This window comes from Pseudomonas sp. VMV1, assembly GCF_056790235.1.
On sequence record NZ_JBXGSE010000005.1, the window covers coordinates 198859 to 218058 of the forward strand.

Below are 19200 nucleotides of genomic sequence, written 5' to 3' on the forward strand. Positions count from 1 at the left end.
CGGATAATCGTCTCAGTCCAGCCGCTGAACGAAGCTGCTCACCCGATTGCGCCCGCCATGCTTGGATTCATAGAGTGCCTTGTCCGCCTGCTGGATCATCTGTTCATGATTACCCAACGGCACGGACAGGTCCGTGACGCCGATGCTGATGGTGAAGGCGACGGGCGTGCCCAGCACGTCGAGACGCATGGCCTCCACAGCCTCGCGCAGGCGTTCGGCGAGCAGCCGGGCGCCCTCCACCGCCGTATCGAGCAGCACCACGCCGAATTCCTCACCACCGTAGCGCCCGGCGATGTCGGCGTTGCGCACGTGGGTCTTGATCACCCCGGCCAGGGCCTTGATCGCCTGGTCACCGACGGCATGGCCATAGGTGTCGTTGATACGCTTGAAGTGATCGATGTCGAGCATCATGAGCGCCAGACGGCCGCCATAGCGCTGGTGACGGGCGAACTCCTCCGTAAGGCGTTCTTCCCAATAGCCCCGATTGGCCAGGCCGGTGAGACGGTCGGTGCGCGACAGCTCCTGCAGCTTGTCGTTGGAGAACTCCAGTTGCCGCTTGTTGATGGCGACATCGGTGACGTCGTAGATCACCACACAGATATGGGCGATGGCGCCGGTGGAGTCACGCAATGGCAGCAGCGTCACGTTCTGGTACATGAAGGCCTCCACGCCGGTGATCGGCTGGTAGCTCTTGAAGTGCACCAGGTAAGGCCGCTGCTCCCAGATGGAGAAAGCCCGAGTGCCGAGCAGGACCACGCTTTCAGCCTTGGCGCGAAACCAGGCCTCGTCGATTTCGGCGAAGACCGCGAACAGCGATTGCTGGCTGACCTCGCTGAGAATCCGACCGGAATGGTTTTCCATGAAGCTGTTCCAGACCTCGATGCGGTAGTCGAGGTCCAGCACCACGACGCCGACATCGATGTTCTGCACGATGTCCAGCAGCCAATGGAGTTCGTTTATATCGATCTGTGCGGCCATGTTCAATTCATCAGGTAGCCGATCTTGCGCGTGATGCGCTTCACCGAGTCCTCGGTGAACAGCAGCAGCAGATCGAAGTGGACGTTATGGCCTTCCAGGCTGTAGCTGAGCTCGACGGCCAGGGTCTTCTTCCAGCGCGTCTTGTTGATGACGATGAGTTCGTCGATGGACGCGTGATGACCGAGGATGGTGGGGTGCCCTTGGGAGAAGCGGATGTCGAACTGTTCGGCGATGCCGGCCAGGCAGGCACCGATGATGATGCTCGACAGATCCAGCAGCATCTCGATGTCGCCGGACTCGCCCGCCTCGCGCCAGCGCACCAGGCGCGCCATGTCATCGAACTCGGAGTCGTGGAAGATCAGCAGCGCCTCGCCGGCGATACCCTCGCCGATGTAGCCCTGGCACACCGCACTGAGTCGGTCCTCGCGCTGCGCATCCACCAGCGTCATATGCAGCTCGCTGACTTCCAGGATGTTGACGTTCGGAATGGGCAGCTGGACGAAGACATCCAGCGCCTTGGCCAGCAGGGCACCCGCGCGCCCCATGGAGACGTTGACGACCTCGCGGAAGGCATCGCGGAAACTGACCTGCAGTTCAGGGCGCTCGACCGGCTCCGCTGGAACCGTGGGATTGGGGGTGTAGAGACCATGCCGCTGGAGCACCGCGGCCAGTTCACCGGGATCCGCGGGCTTGCGAATGAAGTCCAGGGCACCCAGTTCGCGAACCCGCGCCAGCGCCTGCTCCTGGACGTCGCCGGAGACCACGATCACCTTGACGGCCAGGCCTTCGTTGCGGATGGCCGCCAACGTGCCATAGCCATCCAGGATCGGCATGGTCAGGTCCAGCAGCATGACCTGGCCCAGCCCCTGACGCAGCGCCGCCAGGGCTTCTTCGCCATTGGTGGCCTGGGTGATGGCTACTCCCCAGCCTTCCGGCAAGGAGCGAACCAGCTGCTTGCGCGCCATGTTCGAGTCATCGCATATCACCAGAGGAATCACGGCCACCTTCCATGACGCAGTTTTGACGCACAGTAAACGTCGGTCATCAGACAGTAAAGCAGCGCTTCAGCGGTTTGCACGGCGCCCACGCCGGATCGCGACGGCGCTGACCATGAAAGAGCCGCTGACCCTGTATGAGCATTGCTCATCCTAGAGACCTTCCAATGCCGGGAGCACCCTTGGCTTTTGCTATGCTGCCGGCCTTTGTCCTTTGCCTCTTCATCTGTGTGGAATGCCCATGACCGATCGCACCGCTCGCCTCGCCGCCCTTCGCCAAGCCCTCGCGCAGCGCATTCTCATCCTCGACGGCGGCATGGGTACCATGATCCAGAGCTATCGGCTGGAGGAAGCGGACTACCGGGGCGAACGCTTCGCCGACTGGCCGAGCGACGTCAAGGGCAACAATGACCTGCTGCTGCTGACCCAGCCGAAGATCATCGCCGAGATCGAAAAGGCCTACCTGGATGCCGGTGCGGACATCCTGGAAACCAACACCTTCAATGCCACTCGGGTCTCCCAGGCCGATTACGGTATGGAAGAGATCACCTATGAGCTGAACCTGGCCGGTGCCCGGGTCGCCCGTGAGGTAGCTGATGCCAAGACCCTGGAGACACCGGAGCGTCCGCGCTTCGTCGCCGGCGTGCTCGGCCCCACCAGTCGTACCTGCTCCATTTCCCCGGACGTCAACAACCCCGGCTATCGCAACGTCACCTTCGACGAACTGGTGGAGAACTACACCGAGGCCACCCGCGGCCTGATCGAAGGCGGCGCCGATCTCATCCTGATCGAGACCATCTTCGATACCCTGAATGCCAAGGCGGCGATCTTTGCCGTCCAGGGCGTGTTCGAGGAGGTCGGCATCGAGCTGCCGATCATGATCTCCGGCACCATCACCGATGCCTCCGGCCGCACCCTGTCCGGCCAGACCACCGAAGCCTTCTGGAACTCGGTGCGCCACGCCCAGCCGATTTCGGTCGGCCTCAATTGCGCCCTGGGCGCCAAGGAACTGCGGCCCTACGTCGAGGAACTGGCAACCAAGGCCGATACCTTCGTCTCGGCCCACCCCAACGCCGGCCTGCCCAACGCCTTCGGTGAATACGACGAAAGCCCCGAGCAGATGGCCGCAGTGGTCGAGGAATTCGCCGCCAGCGGCCTGCTCAACATCGTCGGCGGCTGCTGCGGCACCACCCCGGCGCATATCCAGGCCATCGCCGAGGCGGTCGGCAGGCATGCGTCGCGCCAGTTGCCGGACATTCCCAAGGCCTGCCGCCTCTCGGGCCTGGAACCCTTCACCATCAGCCGCGAGTCGCTGTTCGTCAACGTCGGCGAGCGCACCAACATCACCGGCTCGGCCAAGTTTGCCCGGCTGATCCGCGAAGAGAACTATGCCGAGGCCTTGGAAGTGGCCCAGCAACAAGTGGAGGCCGGCGCCCAGGTCATCGACATCAACATGGACGAGGGCATGCTGGATTCGAAGGCGGCCATGGTCACCTTCCTCAACCTGATCGCCTCCGAGCCGGACATCTCCCGCGTGCCGATCATGATCGACTCCTCCAAGTGGGAGGTGATCGAGGCTGGCCTCAAGTGCATCCAGGGCAAGGGTATCGTCAACTCCATCTCCATGAAGGAAGGCGTCGAGGCCTTCATCCACCACGCCAAGCTATGCAAGCGCTATGGCGCTGCGGTGGTGGTCATGGCCTTCGACGAAGACGGCCAGGCCGACACCGAGGCGCGCAAGAACGAGATCTGCGCCCGCTCCTACGACATCCTGGTCAACCAGGTAGGCTTCCCGCCGGAAGACATCATCTTCGACCCCAACATCTTCGCGGTGGCGACCGGGATCGAGGAGCACAACAACTACGCCGTCGACTTCATCAACGCCTGCGCCTATATCCGCGACAACCTGCCCTACGCGCTCACCTCCGGCGGCGTGTCCAACGTCTCCTTCTCCTTCCGCGGCAACAACCCGGTGCGCGAGGCCATCCACTCGGTCTTCCTCTACCACGCCATCCAGAACGGCCTGACCATGGGCATCGTCAACGCCGGCCAGCTGGAGATCTATGACGAGATTCCGGCCGCCCTGCGCGAGCGGGTCGAGGACGTGGTGCTCAACCGCACCCCGGCAGGCACCGACGCCCTGCTGGCCATCGCCGACGACTACCGGGGCGGAGGCGCGGTCAAGGAAGCCGAGACCGAGGAATGGCGCGGCCTGCCGGTGGGCAAGCGACTGGAGCATGCGCTGGTCAAGGGCATCACCACCCATATCGTCGAGGACACCGAGGAGTGCCGCCAGCAATGCGCGCGCCCTATCGAGGTCATCGAAGGCCCGCTGATGAGCGGCATGAACGTGGTCGGCGACCTGTTCGGTTCGGGCAAGATGTTCCTGCCCCAGGTAGTCAAGTCCGCCCGGGTGATGAAACAGGCGGTAGCCCACCTGATCCCCTTCATCGAGGCGGAGAAAGGCGACAAGCCCGAGGCCAAGGGCAAGATCCTCATGGCCACGGTCAAGGGCGACGTCCACGACATCGGTAAGAACATCGTCGGCGTGGTGCTGGGCTGCAACGGCTACGACATCGTCGATCTGGGTGTCATGGTCCCGGCGGAAAAGATCCTGCAGACCGCCATCGCCGAGAAGTGCGACATCATCGGCCTCTCCGGCCTGATCACCCCCTCGCTGGACGAGATGGTCCACGTCGCCAAGGAAATGCAGCGCCAGGGCTTCACCCTGCCGCTGATGATCGGCGGCGCCACCACCTCCAAGGCCCATACCGCGGTCAAGATCGAGCCGCAGTACAAGAACGATGCCGTGGTCTATGTCACCGACGCTTCCCGTGCGGTGGGCGTGGCTACCCAGCTGCTGTCCAAGGAACTCAAGGCCGGCTTCGTCGAGCGCACTCGCGCCGACTACGTCGAGGTCCGCGAGCGCACCGCCAACCGTAGCGCCCGCACCGAACGCCTCTCCTACGAAAAGGCCGTGGCCAACAAGCCGGCCTTCAACTGGCTCGGCTATAAGGCGCCCAAACCGACCTTTACCGGTGCCCGGGTGCTGGAAGACATCGACCTGGCGGTATTGGCCGAGTACATCGACTGGACCCCCTTCTTCATCTCCTGGGACCTGGCCGGCAAGTACCCACGCATCCTCACCGATGAAGTGGTCGGCGAAGCAGCGACCGCGCTGTTCCACGACGCCCAGGCCATGCTCAGCAAGCTGATCGACGAGAGGCTGATCAAGGCGCGCGCCGTGTTCGGCTTCTGGCCGGCCAACCAGGTGCGCGACGACGATCTGGAAGTCTATGGTGAAGACGGCCAACCCCTGGCCACCCTGCACCACCTGCGCCAGCAGACCATCAAGCCCCAGGGCAAGCCCAACCTGTCCCTGGCCGACTTCGTCGCGCCCAGGGAGAGCGGCGTCACCGACTACATGGGTGGCTTCATCGTCACCGCGGGCATCGGCGCCGAAGAGCTGGCCAAGGATTACGAGCGGAAGGGCGACGACTACAACTCGATCATGGTGAAAGCCCTGGCCGACCGCCTCGCCGAGGCCTGCGCCGAGTGGCTGCACGAGCAGGTGCGCAAGGAACACTGGGGCTATGCCGCGGACGAGACCCTGGACAACGAGGCCTTGATCCGCGAGCAGTACAAGGGCATCCGCCCTGCCCCTGGCTACCCGGCCTGCCCCGATCACACCGAGAAGGCCACCCTCTTCAAGCTGCTGGATCCCGAGGCGAGCTTCAACGAGGCCGGTCGTAGCGGCGTCTTCCTCACCGAGCACTACGCCATGTTCCCGGCAGCAGCGGTCAGCGGCTGGTACTTCGCCCATCCCGAAGCCCAGTACTTCGCCGTGGGCAAGATCGACAAGGATCAGGTCGGCAGCTACACCGAGCGCAAGGGCCAGGAGCTGGCGGTAACGGAGCGGTGGTTGGCGCCGAACCTGGGCTACGACAACTAGTCTGGCAGACGCCTCAGGTAACAAAAACGCGGCCCTTTTCGCTGGCGTCCCTACTAGGGTGTAGGGACTTCCACCGACGAGGACAGCGTGCCCATGAAAGGTCTCACCCTAGCTGCCGGCAGTCTCCTGCTCGGTCTCGCCACCCTGCAAGCCACGGCCGCGCCCCAGGCTTTGACGAAGGAGCAGTGGCCCTTCACCGCCACGCCCAGGGCCACCCTGGACGCGCCCTGGGCCATTGCCTTCCTGCCGGATGGTACGGCCCTGGTCACCGAGAAAGGCGGTGTGCTCAAGCACCTGAATGTGCAGACCGGCAAGGCCCAGGACATCAGCGGCGTGCCCAAGGTGGTCGCCGCCGGCCAGGGCGGACTGGGCGATGTCATCCTGCATCCGCAATACGCCAGCAACGGGCTGATCTACCTGAGTTATGCCGAAGCCGGTAAAGACGGTACCCAGGGTGCTGCCGTAGCCCGTGCCAAGCTGACCTTGAAAGAAGACGGCAGCGGGTCGCTCGGCGATCTCGAGGTGATCTGGCGGCAGACGCCCAAGGTCAGTGGTAACGGTCACTACGGCCATCGCATGAGATTCGGCCCGGACGGCAAGCTGTGGATCACTTCGGGTGAACGGCAGAAATTCACGCCGGCCCAGGACATGACCGGCAACCTGGGCAAGCTCATCCGCCTCAATGACGATGGCAGTGTCCCCGCGGACAACCCCTTCGCCAAGCAAGGCGGCGTGGCGGCCCAGGTCTGGTCGCTGGGTCATCGCAATCCGCTGGGTATCGCCTTCGATGCCCAGGGTCGGCTGTGGGAACAGGAGATGGGCCCCCAGGGTGGCGACGAACTCAACCTGATCCAGCGCGGCGGCAACTACGGCTACCCTGAGGTCTCCAACGGCGACCACTATGGCGGCAAGCCGATTCCGGATCATTCCACCCGCCCGGAATTCATCCCGCCAAAGGTGACCTGGACACCGGTGATCTCCCCTGCCGGGTTGATGATCTATGGCGGCGAACGCTTCCCGGCCTGGCAGGGCAATGCCTTCATCGGCGGGTTGTCGTCCAAGGCGCTGGTGCGGGTCGAGCTCAAGGGTGAGGAGGCGCGGGAAGTAGAGCGCTATGCCATGGGCACGCGCATCCGTGACGTCGAGGAAGGGCCCAACGGCAGTCTCTGGGTACTGGAAGACGGCGCCAATGCCCGGCTGCTGGAGCTGCAGCCGAAGTGACGGTCAGGGTCACCCAGGTTAGGGTGACCGCTGCCTCAGCGCAGCTCGGAGGGCGAGCGGCGGACGATCTTGATCGAGTGCTTGATGTCGGGCTTGCGGGTCACGCTGATAGGCCGCTTGGTGACGGTATCCAGGGTGATGTTCCAGAAGCCGGTGCTGGGTACGGTGATGCGCGCCGGAAAGGTATCGAAGGCGCCGCCATGATAGGTGTGGCGGCCGCCGTTCTTGAAGCTGCGGAAATTCGCATCGTTCATCAGGCGGATGTTGCACACCCCCGAACTCTGGATGACGACCAGGTCGCCCTCGTTGAGATGCTCGCGCTGGTGGATGAACTTCATGACGGGTCCTCGTCTTGCAAAGGACTAGGATAGCATCCCTGCCCTGTCCTATTATCCCCGCCCGCCCTCGACCTGCCCTTTTCCCATGCGTATTTCCGATGTCGTCCAGTTGCTCGCCGATGCCGGCGCCAAGCCCAAACACAGCGCCAGAATCCTGCGCGCCTGGTGCCAGGGCCTGCCACTGGATACCGGCACTCGCCGCCAGCAGGCGGAAAACTTCCTGCCGCTGGAGGTGCGCCATGCCATCCCGGCGCTGACCGAGCGCCTGGAAGGACTGGCGCGGGTCACGTCGGAACATCCCGGCGCTGACGGTTCGGCACGGATGCTGGTGACCCTGGGCGACGGTCAGGCGGTGGAAAGTGTGCTGTTGCCCCGTGACGGGCTCTGTGTGTCGTCCCAGGTTGGCTGCGCAGTGGGCTGCGTCTTCTGCATGACCGGCAAGAGCGGCCTGCTGCGCCAGGTGGGCAGTGCCGAGATCGTCGCCCAGGTCGCCCTGGCGCGACGGATCAGGGCGGTCAAGAAGGTCGTCTTCATGGGCATGGGCGAGCCTGCGCACAACCTGGACAACGTGCTGGAAGCCATCGACCTGCTGGGCACCGCCGGCGGTATCGGCCATCGCAACCTGGTGTTTTCCACTGTCGGCGATCCACGGGTATTCGAGCGACTGCCCCAGCAGGCGGTCAGGCCGGCACTGGCGCTGTCGCTGCACAGTACCAATGCCGAGCGCCGGGCCCACCTGCTGCCCAAGGCGCCGCGCTACGAACCGGGCGAGCTGATCGAACAGGGTGAAGCCTATGCCCGACTGATCGGCTATCCGATCCAGTACCAGTGGACGCTCCTCGCCGGCATCAACGACAGTCAGGAAGAGATGGACGAACTGCTGCGCCTGATGAAGGGCAAATACGGCGTGCTCAATCTGATCCCCTACAACAGCCTGGAGGTGGATGACTACCAGCGCCCCGCTGGCGAGCGCATCGTGCAGATCGTGCGCTACCTGCACAGCCGCGGCCTCCTCACCAAGGTGCGCAATTCCGCCGGCCAGGATGTCGATGGCGGTTGCGGCCAGTTACGGGCCCGGGCCGAGGTGCTGCGGCCAAGACGCGTCAGCGCCTGACCGATCGTCCTGCGACTGGCCCCGCCCATCAGGTGTGGCGGAACGCCAGGCCGGGCGGCCCCTCAGAGTGCACTCGCACCATTCAGAGGGAAGTTTTTCCATGCAGGATCGCATCAAACGCCACGACCCCTTCATCGCCGGTCTGAAGGAACGCCTGCCCGAAGAGCTGCGCGAATCCTTTACCGAGGAGCAGCTGGAAGCCCTCAAGCTGGCCTTCGGCACCCGCAGCTGGGGCAAGCACAGCGTCGATCTGCGCGGCACCGTCAAGTTCTGGCACCGGCGTTACTACTTCGTCTTCCTCGCCGGTCGCAACTACCGTCAGCTCTCGCGCCTGGAGCAGGAATTGTCCCTGCTCGGCAAGGCCACGGTGCTGGCGGCGATCCTGCTGGCCTGCGGTCTCGTGGGTCTGGTGCTGCTCTATCTGCTGAAGTCCGCGCTGGGCATCGACATCTTTCCCGACTACTCCTTCGGAGTTTGGACCTGGTTCAAGGGTCTATTCGAGTAGCACGGATTCGCTTGACCCTGGCAGGGAGGCTTGCCCATCGGGAGACTTCCTATGCCCCATCTGAATCGCCGTCAGACCCTCGGCCTGCTGGCTGCCAGCGCCGCCCTGCCCCTGCTGGGCGGCTATCCGCTCCACGCATTCGCGGCGAGCGATGAATACCTCGCCCTGGTCGAGAAGGAAGCCCCCGGCCTTGGCTTCTATCGTCTGGCCGATGGCAAGCGCATCGGCAGCCTTGAGCTACCCGAGCAGCCCCATGAGATCGTCGCCGATCGCCAAGGCCGCTATGCCTATGTCGGCCAATATGGCGTCAAGAGCTGGCAGGCACCCGGCGAAGGGGGGCATCAGGTCAGCGTGATCGATCTGGCCGAGCGCCGACTGGTACGGTCCATCGACCTGTCGCCCTATCACCGCCTGCACGGCATGCGCCTGGATGACCAGGGTCGCCTCTATGTGCTCAGCGAGACCGATTCGCTGCTCATTCGCTTCGACCAGCCCGCCACCGCCGAATCACCCAGTCAGATCGTCCCGGTGGGCGGTACCCGCAGCCACTACTTCGTGCTGACCCGCGATGGGCGTCGCGCCTATGTCGCCGATACCCTCAGCGGCCTGGTGATCCTGGTGGATGCGCATAATCCGGCCGTGCTACCGGTGAAGAAATATCTCGGCCAGGCGCCGGAAGGCTGCTGCCTGAGTCCCGACGAGCGCATCTTCTATGTGCTGGATCGGTTCGCCGGCATCCTCCATGCGCTGGACGCCCGCGACTTGACCCCCATCCACCAGATCAAGCTGCGTGGCGAAGCCGTGCGCGTGGCTGCGCTGCCAGATGGTCGCCTGCTGGTCTCCAATCTGGCGGACAAGAGTCTTTCGCTGCTCCGGCCCGATACCCTCGCCGAAGTCGCCTATCTGCCCATGGGTAGCGCCGTGCCGGGGCTCAATCTCGACGCCCGGGGTGAACGTCTGTTCGCCGCGCTGGAAGACAACCAGCTGGCAGTGGTCGACCTGCGCAACTGGCGCGAGATTCGCCGCTTCGCCACCGGCAAGGCGCCGGATACCGCGGTGGTCTTCCAAGCCTGAATCCTGCCAGCACCGTGATCCGCTGCAAGCAACTAAGCGGATTCTAGCGGCACGAGAATCATCCTCATTTAACAATCCGAATCATTGTGATACAAATCACCGACCTCCGGGCGCCTTCGCGCCCCTTCGCTTATGTCGGTGATAGCTTTCATGCTCGTTCCCTTTTTGATCATGCTCCGCGAAGGCATCGAAGCGGCGCTTATCGTTGGCATCATCGCCAGCTACCTGCAACGTACCGGTCGCGGACACTGGATGCCCGCGGTCTGGATCGGCGTGATGCTGGCTGCTGCCCTGTCGCTGTTCGTCGGCGCCGGCCTGCAGCTGGCCAGTGCCGAATTTCCGCAACGCCAGCAGGAGCTGTTCGAGGCGATCGTCGGCCTGGCCGCCACCGCCATCCTCACCTCCATGGTGTTCTGGATGCGCAAGGCGGCGCGCTCGATCAAGACCGAGCTGCACGACTCCCTGGAAAATGCCCTGTCCGCCTCACGCAACCAGGTCTATGCCCTGATCGGCATGGTGTTCCTGGCCGTCGCGCGCGAGGGCCTGGAAACCGTGTTCTTCCTGCTCGCCATCTTTCAGCAGAGCGCTGGCCCCGGTGCGCCCCTGGGCGCCCTGCTGGGGCTGATCATCGCCATCGCGGTGGGCTATGGCCTCTATACCGGCGGTGTAAGGCTGAACCTGGGCAAGTTCTTTCGCTTCACCGGCCTGTTCATTCTCTTCGTCGCCGCCGGCCTGTTCACCAATTCGATCAAGGCCCTGCATGAGGCCGGGCTGTGGAATGCGCTGCAGCAGGTGGTCTTCGACTGGAGCCACCTGCTGCCCGCGGACGGCCCGATCGGCACCGTGCTGTCCGGCATGTTCGGCTACCAGGACACTCCCACCGTCAGCACCCTCGGCGCCTATCTGCTGTTCCTGGCCGTGACCCTGCCGCTGTTCTTCCGCACCCCGGCGCCGCCCCAGCGCCCGATCACCGCTACTTCCAACGCCTCGCTGGAGCGCCCGTCGTGAGTAACCCCACCCCTCATCCGCCGAAGAGCAGCTCACTGGCGATGCGCCTGGCCGTGATTGGCTCCGCGACCCTGCTGATCGTGGCGGCCGCTGCCTTCTACTATGCCTCGCGCTCGGCTGGCCAGCGCCATGCCGAGGTGGGCGATGGCGAAGTCAGGGTCGAGATCCTGGCCAACCGCTGCGAACCCAATGCACTCGAAGTACCCGCCGGACCAGCACGCTTCCGCATCGTCAACCGTTCGGATCGAGCGGTGGAGTGGGAGATCCTCGATGGCGTCCTCGTGGTCGAGGAGCGCGAGAACATCGCTCCCGGCCTCAGCCAGGTCATCAATGCCACCCTGGCGCCCGGGGACTACGCCATCACCTGCGGCCTCCTGAGCAATCCGCGCGGGACGCTGAAGGTGCTTCCCACGGCCGCATCGGAAGCCGCCAGCAAGGCGGGCCCGACCCTGACCCAATTCGTTGGTCCCTTGTCGGAATACCGCGTCTACCTGAATCAGCAGAGCCGGCTGTTGCTGCAGGGCATCGCCACCCTGCAGCAGGCGGTGGCCGCGGGTGACCTGAACCAGGCGCGCGCCGCCTATGCCGCTGCCCGCCTGCCCTATCAGCGCCTGGCGGCGACCGCGCAGCGCTTCGCCGAGCTGGACAATCGCCTCAATGCCCGCGCCGACTACTACGAAAAACGTGAACAGGATCCGGCCTTCGGCGGCTTCCATCGCCTCGAACAAGGCCTGTTCGCTGGCAACAGCACCCAGGACTTAGAGCCGGTCGCCGACCGTTTGCACCAGGACGCCGCCGCACTGCGCGATGCGCTCCTCGGCCAGTCGCTGCCACCCGAGCAGCTCAGCGGCAATGCCGCTCGCCTGCTGCACAACCTGGCCAGCACCCGGATTTCGGGTGAGGAAGAGCGCTACAGCCAACTCGTCCTGCCAGGCTTCGCCGCCAACCTGGAAGGTACGCGCAAGGTGATCGACCTGTTGCGTCCGCTGCTGAGCAAGGGTCATGCGGATCTGCAACAGCGCCTCGACACCCAGGCCCAGGCTTTCGCCGACGCCCTGGGCGATGTCCAGCGCCCCTACACCGCCCTGTCCACCGACGACCGCCACCGCATCGCTACGGCGGCCCAGGCCCTGGCCGACTCCCTCGACCAGGTCGCCCCGGCCCTGGGCCTTGCCGCGACCAAGACCACGCCATGAAGAAGTCCGCCCCCGATCAGCCCAACATCGACCGTCGCCGCCTGCTGGGTGGCCTCGGCGCCACCGGCCTGGCCCTGGCCGGCGCCGGCCTCTGCCCGATGCATGCCCGGGCGGCCAGCACCGCCGAGGTGACCCGCGCCCCTGGCAGCGCCAATACCCATCAACACCAGGACTTCTTCGGCCGGCATCAGAGCGGCATCGTCACCCCGCGCCCGGCCGCCGGAATGATCGTGGCCTTCGATGTGCTGGCCAATGACCGTGAAGACCTGGAACGGCTGCTGCGTACCCTCGACGAGCGCATTCGCTTCCTGATGCAGGGCGGCCCTGTCCCCGAGGTGGATCCCAAGCTGCCGCCGTTGGATTCGGGCATCCTCGGCCCGGTGGTGACGCCGGACAATCTCACCGTTACCGTCTCGGTGGGCGAGTCGCTGTTCGATGATCGTTTCGGCCTGAGCGAGGTCAAGCCGCGGCAGCTGCAGCGCATGACCGGCTTTCCCAACGACGCCCTGGAAGCGGACTGCTGCCATGGCGATCTCTGCCTGCAGTTCTGCGCCAACACCCCGGACACCAACATCCACGCCCTGCGCGACATCCTGAAGAACCTGCCCGACCTCCTGGTGATCCGCTGGAAGCAGGAAGGCAGCGTGCCGGTGCAGGATCCGCCGCCCGGACAACCGGCGGAAAGCGCGCGCAACTTCCTGGGCTTTCGCGACGGTTCCGCCAATCCAGACTCCACCGACCGACAGGCGATGGATCGCCTCGTCTGGGTCCAGCCCGACAGCGGTGAGCCTGCCTGGGCTGCCCAGGGCAGCTACCAGGCGGTACGCATCATCCGCAATTTTGTCGAGCGCTGGGATCGCACGCCGCTGCAGGAGCAGGAAGCCATCTTCGGCCGGCGCAAGGCCAGTGGCGCCCCCATGGCCGGCGGTCACGAGACCGACGTGCCGGACTACGCGAGCGACCCCAAGGGCAAGGTCACCCCGCTGGACGCCCACATCCGCCTGGCTAATCCCCGCACCCCGGAGAGCCAGCGCAACCTGATCCTGCGCCGCCCCTTCAACTACTCCAATGGTGTGCGCAAGAACGGCCAGCTCGACATGGGCCTGCTGTTCATCGCCTACCAGGCGGACCTGGAACAGGGCTTCATCGCCGTGCAGAAACGCCTGGATGGCGAGCCCCTGGAGGAATACATCAAGCCCATCGGCGGCGGTTACTTCTTCGTGCTGCCAGGCATCACCGATCCAAAGGACTATCTCGGCCGCAGCCTGCTGGCAGCCGCACCGCTTTAAACCCTCGACAGGAGAAGTCGAATGAAACGCTCGTTCCTCGCCGTTGCCCTCGGTATGGCCCTGGCCACGCCGGCCTTCGCCGCCAACTCGCCGCTGGATCTGGTCGGCCCCATATCCGACTACAAGATCTATGTCACCGACAACCTGGCCAAGCTCACCGAGCAGACCCAGGCCTTCACCGCAGCGGTCAAACGCGGCGACCTGGCTACCGCGCGCAAGCTCTACGCGCCGACGCGGGTCTCCTACGAGCAGGTCGAGCCCATCGCCGAACTCTTCAGCGATCTGGACGCCGCCATCGACTCCCGTGAAGACGACCATGAACAAGGCGTCAAATCCGAGGACTTCACCGGCTTCCACCGCCTGGAACACGCCCTCTTTACCCAGAACACCACCGAGGGCCAGGGGCCCATCGCCGACAAGCTGCTGGAGGACGTCAAGGACCTGCAGAGCCGCGTCGACGGCCTGACCTTCCCGCCGGAAAAGGTCGTGGGTGGCGCCGCGGCGCTGATGGAGGAAGTGGCGGCGACCAAGGTGTCGGGCGAGGAAGAACGCTACAGCCATACCGATCTGTACGATTTCCAGGCCAATGTCGACGGCGCCAAGAAGATCGTCGACCTGTTCCGCCCGCAGATAGAGAAGCAGGACAAGGCCTTCGTGGCCAAGGTCGACAAGAACTTCGCCACCGTCGACAAGATCCTGGCCAAGTACAAGACCAAGGATGGCGGCTTCGAGACCTACGACAAGGTCAGCGAGCGTGATCGCAAGGCCCTGGTCGGCCCGGTCAATACCCTGGCCGAAGACCTCTCGACCCTACGCGGCAAGCTGGGCCTAAATTAAGGCCCCAGGTGGGCGGCATCCGGCGCCGCCCGCCTCATCTTCGCTTATCGCCGGAATAGATTTATATATAAAGAAACATCGCTTTTAAGCATATAGACCTGTTGCTATCGTGCACGACCTAGAAAAGTCGCCGGAGCACCCTTCGGGTGCCCAAGACTTCGATCACGCGCAGCCGTGCGCGCCGCCTGACAGCAGGATGACCATGTACGTTTACGATCAGTACGATCAGCGGATCGTCGAAGAACGTGTCGCCCAGTTTCGCGACCAGACCCGCCGCTTCCTGGCCGGAGAGCTCGGCGGTGAAGAATACCGCCCCTTGCGCCTGCAGAACGGTCTCTATATCCAGCGCTATGCGCCCATGCTGCGCGTCGCCGTACCCTATGGCCTGCTGAACACCAAACAGGTGCGCAAGCTGGCGCAGATCGCTCGCGACTACGACAAGGGCTACGCCCACATCAGTACCCGCCAGAACTTCCAGTTCAACTGGCCGGAGCTGGAAGACGTCCCCGAGATCCTTGCCGAGCTGGCCACCGTGCAGATGCATGCCATCCAGACCAGCGGCAACTGCATCCGCAACACCACCACCGACCAATTCGCTGGTGTCGCCCATGACGAGCTGGTCGATCCGCGCCCCTGGTGCGAGATCATCCGCCAGTGGTCGACCTTCCACCCCGAATTCGCCTTCCTGCCGCGCAAGTTCAAGATCGCCGTCAATGGCGCTGCCCTTGACCGCGCCGCCATCGAGGTGCACGACATCGGCCTGGAAGCGGTGCGCAACGACGCCGGCGAGCTGGGCTTCCGCGTCCTGGTCGGTGGCGGTCAGGGCCGTACCCCCCATACCGGTGCGTTCATTCGCGAATTCCTGCCCTGGCAGCACTTGCTCAGCTACCTGGAAGCCACCCTGCGGGTCTACAACCGCTACGGTCGCCGGGACAACAAGTTCAAGGCGCGCATCAAGATCCTGGTCAAGGCACTGGGCGCCGAGGTCTTCGCCGAGAAGGTCGAGGCCGAATGGGCCCACCTCAAGGACGGCCCCATCACCCTGACCGACGCCGAGGTCGCACGGGTCTCGGCCTTCTTCGTCGACCCGGCCTATGCCGACCTGCAGGACCAGGACGAGGCCCTCGCCCGCCTGGGCGCCGAGCACCCCGGCTTCGCCCGCTGGCGGCAGCGCAACACCTTCCGCCACAAGCGTCCGGGCTATGTCGCCGTGACCCTGTCGCTCAAGCCCACCGGCGTAGCCCCGGGTGACGTCACCGACCGCCAGCTGGATGCCATGGCCGACCTTGCCGATCGCTACAGCTTCGGCGAGCTGCGTACCTCCCACCAGCAGAACGTCATCTTCGCCGACGTCCGTCAGGACCAGCTGCTGGAGCTCTGGCACGAGTTGCGCGAGCATGGCTTCGCCACGCCCAATATCGGCCTCTTGACCGACATCATCTGCTGCCCCGGTGGCGATTTCTGCTCCCTGGCCAACGCCAAGTCGATTCCCATCGCCGAAGCTATCCAGCGCCGTTTCGACGACCTGGACTATCTGTTCGACATCGGCGAGCTGGACCTCAACATCTCCGGCTGCATGAACGCCTGCGGCCACCACCACGTCGGCCACATCGGCATCCTCGGCGTGGACAAGAAGGGCGAGGAGTTCTACCAGGTATCCCTGGGCGGCGACGCCGGCCGTGACGCCACCCTGGCCAAGATCCTCGGCCCCTCCTTCGCCCAGGACCAGATGCCCGAGGTGATCGGCAAGCTCATCAACGTCTACGTCGAGCAACGCACCGAAGACGAGCGCTTCATCGACACCTACCGTCGTATCGGTATCGACCCCTTCAAGGAGCGCGTCTATGCAAAGAATCATTAAGGGCGACCAGCTGGTCACCGACAACTGGCACCTGTTGCCCAAGGACGTCGCCTTCGAAGACGTCCCTAACAGCGACGACGTGATCATTCCGGCCGCGCTGTGGCTGGAACACGGCCATGCCCTCACCTGCCGCGACGGCCGCCTGGGTATCTGGCTGGACAGCGACGAAGAGCCGGAGAGCATCGCTGGCGATCTGGAGCACTTCGCCCTGATCGCCATCAACTTCCCGGCGTTCGTCGATGGGCGCGGCTATTCCTATGCCCGCCTGCTGCGCGAACGCTTCGGCTGGACCGGCGAGCTGCGCGCTATTGGTGATGTCCTGCAGGACCAGCTGTTCTTTCTCAAGCGCTGTGGCTTCGACGCCTACGTGATCCGTGCCGATCGTGATCCGGAAGCGGCCCTGGCCGGTCTGCGCGACTTCAGCGTGACCTACCAGAGCGCAGTGGATCAGCCAGAACCGCTGTTCCGCCGTCGTCAGGCCTGACCGCCTCGGACGCAAAACAAAACCCGCCGCGGCGGGTTTTCTTTTGCCTGGAATCGCTCAACCGAGATCGACGACCACGCGACCCACCATCTTTCCCGCCAGGATCTGGCTGATGGTATCGGGCAGTTCTTCGAGGCCGATCTCCCGGGTCAGGCTGTCCAGGTCGTCCAGCTTCCATTGCACCGAAAGCTTGTCCCAGAGCGCGGCCTTGGCCATCAGTGGCAACTCGACGGAATCGACGCCCAGCAGATTCACTCCGCGCAGGATGAAGGGAAAGACCCCCGCTTCGAATGTGGTGCCAGCGGTCATGCCACAGCAGGCCACGCTGCCGCCGTACTCCAGCGACTTGATGACGTTGAAGAGGATGTCACCACCCACGGTATCCACCGCCCCGGCCCACTGCTGATCCAGCAGCGGCTTGCCGACGCCGTCGGCCAGGGTCGCGCGATCGAGGATCTGGCGGGCGCCCAGCCGATGCAGCCACTCCGCCCGCTCCAGCTTGGCGGTCGATGCGGCGACGTGGTAGCCGAGCCGGGCCAACAGCTTGACCGCCAGGCTGCCGACGCCACCGCTGGCACCGGTCACCAGTACGGTGCCCGCCTCGGGAGTCAGGCCCATCTGTTCGAGCTTCTCGACGCACAGGGCCGCAGTGAGACCGGCAGTGCCCAGCACCATGGCTTCCCGCAGGCCGAGGTTGTGCGGACGGCGAATCACCCAGGCCGCCGGAACGCGGACGTACTGGCCGAAACCACCCGCGGTATTCATGCCCAAGTCATAGCCGGTGACGATGACCTCATCGCCCACGGCGAATTCGGCGGCGCTGGAGGCTTCCACCACGCCGGCGGCGTCGATGCCGGGGGTATGGGGATAACGCCGGGTCACGCCGCGGTTGCCGATGGCCGACAGCGCATCCTTGTAGTTGAGGGATGAGTAGCGCACCCGGATCAGCACCTCGCCCTCGGGCAGGTCGTCCAGGGTGCGCGTCACCACCTCTTGCCGGAAAGCGCCATGGGCCCCTTCGGTCACCCAGAGCGCCTGAAAATTGCTCATCGCAGATCCTCCCTCGAAATCTTGTTATGGAGTTATCGACCTCAGCGCCAGCGGGTCGACTCGGCCAGGCGCTCCCACCAGGTGGTCACCAGGCGATCGACGCCGAGGCTTGCGGCCATGCCCAGGCGTTCGGGCAGCGACTTCTTCTCGACGAAACGCAGGGAGAAGACCTCGACCACCTGGGCCCGCTCGGCCAGGTATTCGTCGCTGGTGCGCAACTCGTCCACCAGTTGCTTGCCGAGTGCGGCCTGGCCCAGCCAGACCTCGCCGGTAGCGACCTCGTCGATATTGAGTTGCGGCCGATAGTGGGCGACGAAGTTCTTGAACAGGACATGGGTGGTGTCCAGGTCGTGCTGGAATTTTTCCTTGCCCTTCTCGTCGTTCTCGCCGAACACGGTGACGGTGCGCTTGTATTCGCCGGCGGTGAATACCTCGAAGTCCACATCATGCTTCTTCAGCAGGCGATGGACGTTGGGCAGCTGGGCGACCACGCCAATGGAGCCGAGGATGGCGAAAGGCGCGCTGAGGATACGGTCGCCGATGCAGGCCATCATGTAGCCGCCGCTGGCCGCCACCTTGTCGACGCAGATGGTCAGCGGGATTCCCGCCTGGCGGATGCGCGCCAGCTGCGAGGCAGCCAGGCCATAGCTGTGGACCAGGCCACCGCCGCTTTCCAGGCGTACCACCACCTCATCCTTGGGTGTGGCGAGGGTCAACACCGCGGTGATCTCGTTGCGCAGGTGTTCGTTGGCCGTGGCCTTGATGTCGCCATGGAAATCGAGCACATAGACCCGCGACTTGCCGGACTCGCTCTTGCGCTTGGTCTTTTCGGCCTTGGTCTCACGTTTGCGCAGCGCCTTGAAGGCTTCCTTGCCCAGCACGCTCTGCTGCAATCTCAGGCGTAGATCGCGATAGAAGTCGTTGAGCTTCTGGACCTGAAGCTGGCCGGCAGAGCTGCGCCGATTGCGGCCACGGACGGCGGCGGTGAACAGCAGCACGGCGATGATGGCGACCACCACGGTGACGGTTTTGGCCAGGAAACTGGCATAGTCGGCAAGAAACTCCACGGACTCTCCTAGGATGGCGGCAGCAGTGCCCTGCCCAGCATACCGAGTCGTCGGACCGATAGAAACTCGGCTACCTTCAACCTGTTCTCCAGGCCGCACCCTCGACCGCCCGGATCAGGACGTGCTCGGCCTCCGGGCTTTCAAACAAGCGTATGAATATCCGTTGACAGGGCTCCTGCCGCCCCCTACCCTCGGTCGCGTGCCCCTGCCAGATCGCCATGACCTGGCCTT

16 protein-coding genes are annotated in these 19200 nt (G+C 64.5%); 11 read left to right on the forward strand and 5 right to left on the reverse strand.

Features of this window, described 5'->3' with window-relative positions:
• Window positions 1-12: 12 nt before the first annotated feature.
• The gene (locus ACUCV0_RS17145) at window positions 13-978 is read right to left on the reverse strand and encodes a sensor domain-containing diguanylate cyclase (RefSeq protein WP_434774218.1); all 966 of its coding nucleotides are present in this window, start codon (window positions 976-978) and stop codon (window positions 13-15) included.
• 2 nt (window positions 979-980) lie between these two features.
• Window positions 981-1982: a response regulator gene (locus ACUCV0_RS17150; protein ID WP_482213234.1), complete on the reverse strand. Its 1002-nt coding sequence runs from the start codon at window positions 1980-1982 to the stop codon at window positions 981-983.
• Window positions 1983-2208: 226 nt separating this feature from the next.
• On the opposite strand from ACUCV0_RS17150, the gene metH reads away from it, so the two are divergent.
• Together metH and ACUCV0_RS17160 are read left to right on the forward strand one after the other, a co-directional pair.
• Entirely contained in the window at window positions 2209-5925 is a 3717-nt protein-coding gene (gene metH, locus ACUCV0_RS17155) for a methionine synthase (RefSeq protein ID WP_482213235.1), read from the forward strand.
• 93 nt (window positions 5926-6018) lie between these two features.
• Window positions 6019-7146, forward strand: a complete 1128-nt coding sequence (locus tag ACUCV0_RS17160; protein ID WP_482213236.1) for a PQQ-dependent sugar dehydrogenase — start codon at window positions 6019-6021, stop codon at window positions 7144-7146.
• Window positions 7147-7181: 35 nt separating this feature from the next.
• Here the strand turns inward: ACUCV0_RS17160 and ACUCV0_RS17165 are convergent, their stop codons facing one another.
• A complete protein-coding gene (locus tag ACUCV0_RS17165; protein ID WP_007158402.1) occupies window positions 7182-7484 on the reverse strand; it encodes a DUF1883 domain-containing protein in 303 nt (100 codons plus the stop codon).
• Between the two features lie 85 nt (window positions 7485-7569).
• On the opposite strand from ACUCV0_RS17165, the gene ACUCV0_RS17170 reads away from it, so the two are divergent.
• The 9 genes from ACUCV0_RS17170 (at window position 7570) to ACUCV0_RS17210 (ending at window position 16852) form a co-directional block, all read left to right on the forward strand.
• Window positions 7570-8598 carry an RNA methyltransferase gene (locus tag ACUCV0_RS17170; RefSeq protein WP_059314925.1) on the forward strand — a complete coding sequence of 343 codons (1029 nt, stop codon included), beginning with the start codon at window positions 7570-7572 and terminating at the stop codon, window positions 8596-8598.
• A gap of 100 nt (window positions 8599-8698) precedes the next feature.
• Complete coding sequence (locus ACUCV0_RS17175) at window positions 8699-9103, forward strand: hypothetical protein (RefSeq protein WP_059314926.1); 405 nt, start codon at window positions 8699-8701, stop codon at window positions 9101-9103.
• A 51-nt stretch (window positions 9104-9154) separates the two neighbouring features.
• Entirely contained in the window at window positions 9155-10177 is a 1023-nt protein-coding gene (locus ACUCV0_RS17180) for a YncE family protein (RefSeq protein WP_454252995.1), read from the forward strand.
• A gap of 150 nt (window positions 10178-10327) precedes the next feature.
• The gene (gene efeU, locus ACUCV0_RS17185) at window positions 10328-11185 is read left to right on the forward strand and encodes an iron uptake transporter permease EfeU (RefSeq protein WP_059314928.1); all 858 of its coding nucleotides are present in this window, start codon (window positions 10328-10330) and stop codon (window positions 11183-11185) included.
• The gene (gene efeO / locus ACUCV0_RS17190; protein WP_482213237.1) at window positions 11182-12381 is read left to right on the forward strand and encodes an iron uptake system protein EfeO; all 1200 of its coding nucleotides are present in this window, start codon (window positions 11182-11184) and stop codon (window positions 12379-12381) included. The genes efeU and efeO (ACUCV0_RS17190) overlap by 4 nt, the downstream gene beginning before the upstream one ends.
• Window positions 12378-13670, forward strand: coding sequence for an iron uptake transporter deferrochelatase/peroxidase subunit (efeB, locus tag ACUCV0_RS17195; protein ID WP_482213238.1), 1293 nt, complete (start codon window positions 12378-12380; stop codon window positions 13668-13670). Before efeO (ACUCV0_RS17190) ends, efeB begins: the two co-directional genes overlap by 4 nt.
• 21 nt (window positions 13671-13691) lie before the next feature.
• A complete protein-coding gene (efeO, locus tag ACUCV0_RS17200; protein WP_482213239.1) occupies window positions 13692-14507 on the forward strand; it encodes an iron uptake system protein EfeO in 816 nt (271 codons plus the stop codon).
• A 202-nt stretch (window positions 14508-14709) separates the two neighbouring features.
• A complete protein-coding gene (locus ACUCV0_RS17205; protein WP_482213240.1) occupies window positions 14710-16368 on the forward strand; it encodes a nitrite/sulfite reductase in 1659 nt (552 codons plus the stop codon).
• Complete coding sequence (locus tag ACUCV0_RS17210; RefSeq protein WP_059314933.1) at window positions 16352-16852, forward strand: DUF934 domain-containing protein; 501 nt, start codon at window positions 16352-16354, stop codon at window positions 16850-16852. Before ACUCV0_RS17205 ends, ACUCV0_RS17210 begins: the two co-directional genes overlap by 17 nt.
• A gap of 57 nt (window positions 16853-16909) precedes the next feature.
• Here ACUCV0_RS17210 and ACUCV0_RS17215 read toward each other — a convergent pair whose 3' ends face one another.
• The gene (locus tag ACUCV0_RS17215; protein WP_059314934.1) at window positions 16910-17902 is read right to left on the reverse strand and encodes a YhdH/YhfP family quinone oxidoreductase; all 993 of its coding nucleotides are present in this window, start codon (window positions 17900-17902) and stop codon (window positions 16910-16912) included.
• A 41-nt stretch (window positions 17903-17943) separates the two neighbouring features.
• Window positions 17944-18969, reverse strand: a complete 1026-nt coding sequence (gene sohB, locus ACUCV0_RS17220) for a protease SohB (protein ID WP_271654916.1) — start codon at window positions 18967-18969, stop codon at window positions 17944-17946.
• Between the last annotated feature and the right edge of the window lie 231 nt (window positions 18970-19200).

What these genes read in the sequence shown, in the direction of transcription:
- ACUCV0_RS17145 (WP_434774218.1), bottom strand. Translation starts at nt 978, where the DNA reads ATGGCCGCACAGATCGATATAAACGAACTCCATTGGCTGCTGGACATC.
- metH (WP_482213235.1), top strand. Translation starts at nt 2,209, where the DNA reads ATGCCCATGACCGATCGCACCGCTCGCCTCGCCGCCCTTCGCCAAGCC.
- ACUCV0_RS17160 (WP_482213236.1), top strand. Translation starts at nt 6,019, where the DNA reads ATGAAAGGTCTCACCCTAGCTGCCGGCAGTCTCCTGCTCGGTCTCGCC.
- ACUCV0_RS17165 (WP_007158402.1), bottom strand. Translation starts at nt 7,484, where the DNA reads ATGAAGTTCATCCACCAGCGCGAGCATCTCAACGAGGGCGACCTGGTC.
- ACUCV0_RS17170 (WP_059314925.1), top strand. Translation starts at nt 7,570, where the DNA reads ATGCGTATTTCCGATGTCGTCCAGTTGCTCGCCGATGCCGGCGCCAAG.
- ACUCV0_RS17175 (WP_059314926.1), top strand. Translation starts at nt 8,699, where the DNA reads ATGCAGGATCGCATCAAACGCCACGACCCCTTCATCGCCGGTCTGAAG.
- ACUCV0_RS17180 (WP_454252995.1), top strand. Translation starts at nt 9,155, where the DNA reads ATGCCCCATCTGAATCGCCGTCAGACCCTCGGCCTGCTGGCTGCCAGC.
- efeU (WP_059314928.1), top strand. Translation starts at nt 10,328, where the DNA reads ATGCTCGTTCCCTTTTTGATCATGCTCCGCGAAGGCATCGAAGCGGCG.
- efeB (WP_482213238.1), top strand. Translation starts at nt 12,378, where the DNA reads ATGAAGAAGTCCGCCCCCGATCAGCCCAACATCGACCGTCGCCGCCTG.
- efeO (WP_482213239.1), top strand. Translation starts at nt 13,692, where the DNA reads ATGAAACGCTCGTTCCTCGCCGTTGCCCTCGGTATGGCCCTGGCCACG.
- ACUCV0_RS17205 (WP_482213240.1), top strand. Translation starts at nt 14,710, where the DNA reads ATGTACGTTTACGATCAGTACGATCAGCGGATCGTCGAAGAACGTGTC.
- ACUCV0_RS17210 (WP_059314933.1), top strand. Translation starts at nt 16,352, where the DNA reads ATGCAAAGAATCATTAAGGGCGACCAGCTGGTCACCGACAACTGGCAC.
- ACUCV0_RS17215 (WP_059314934.1), bottom strand. Translation starts at nt 17,902, where the DNA reads ATGAGCAATTTTCAGGCGCTCTGGGTGACCGAAGGGGCCCATGGCGCT.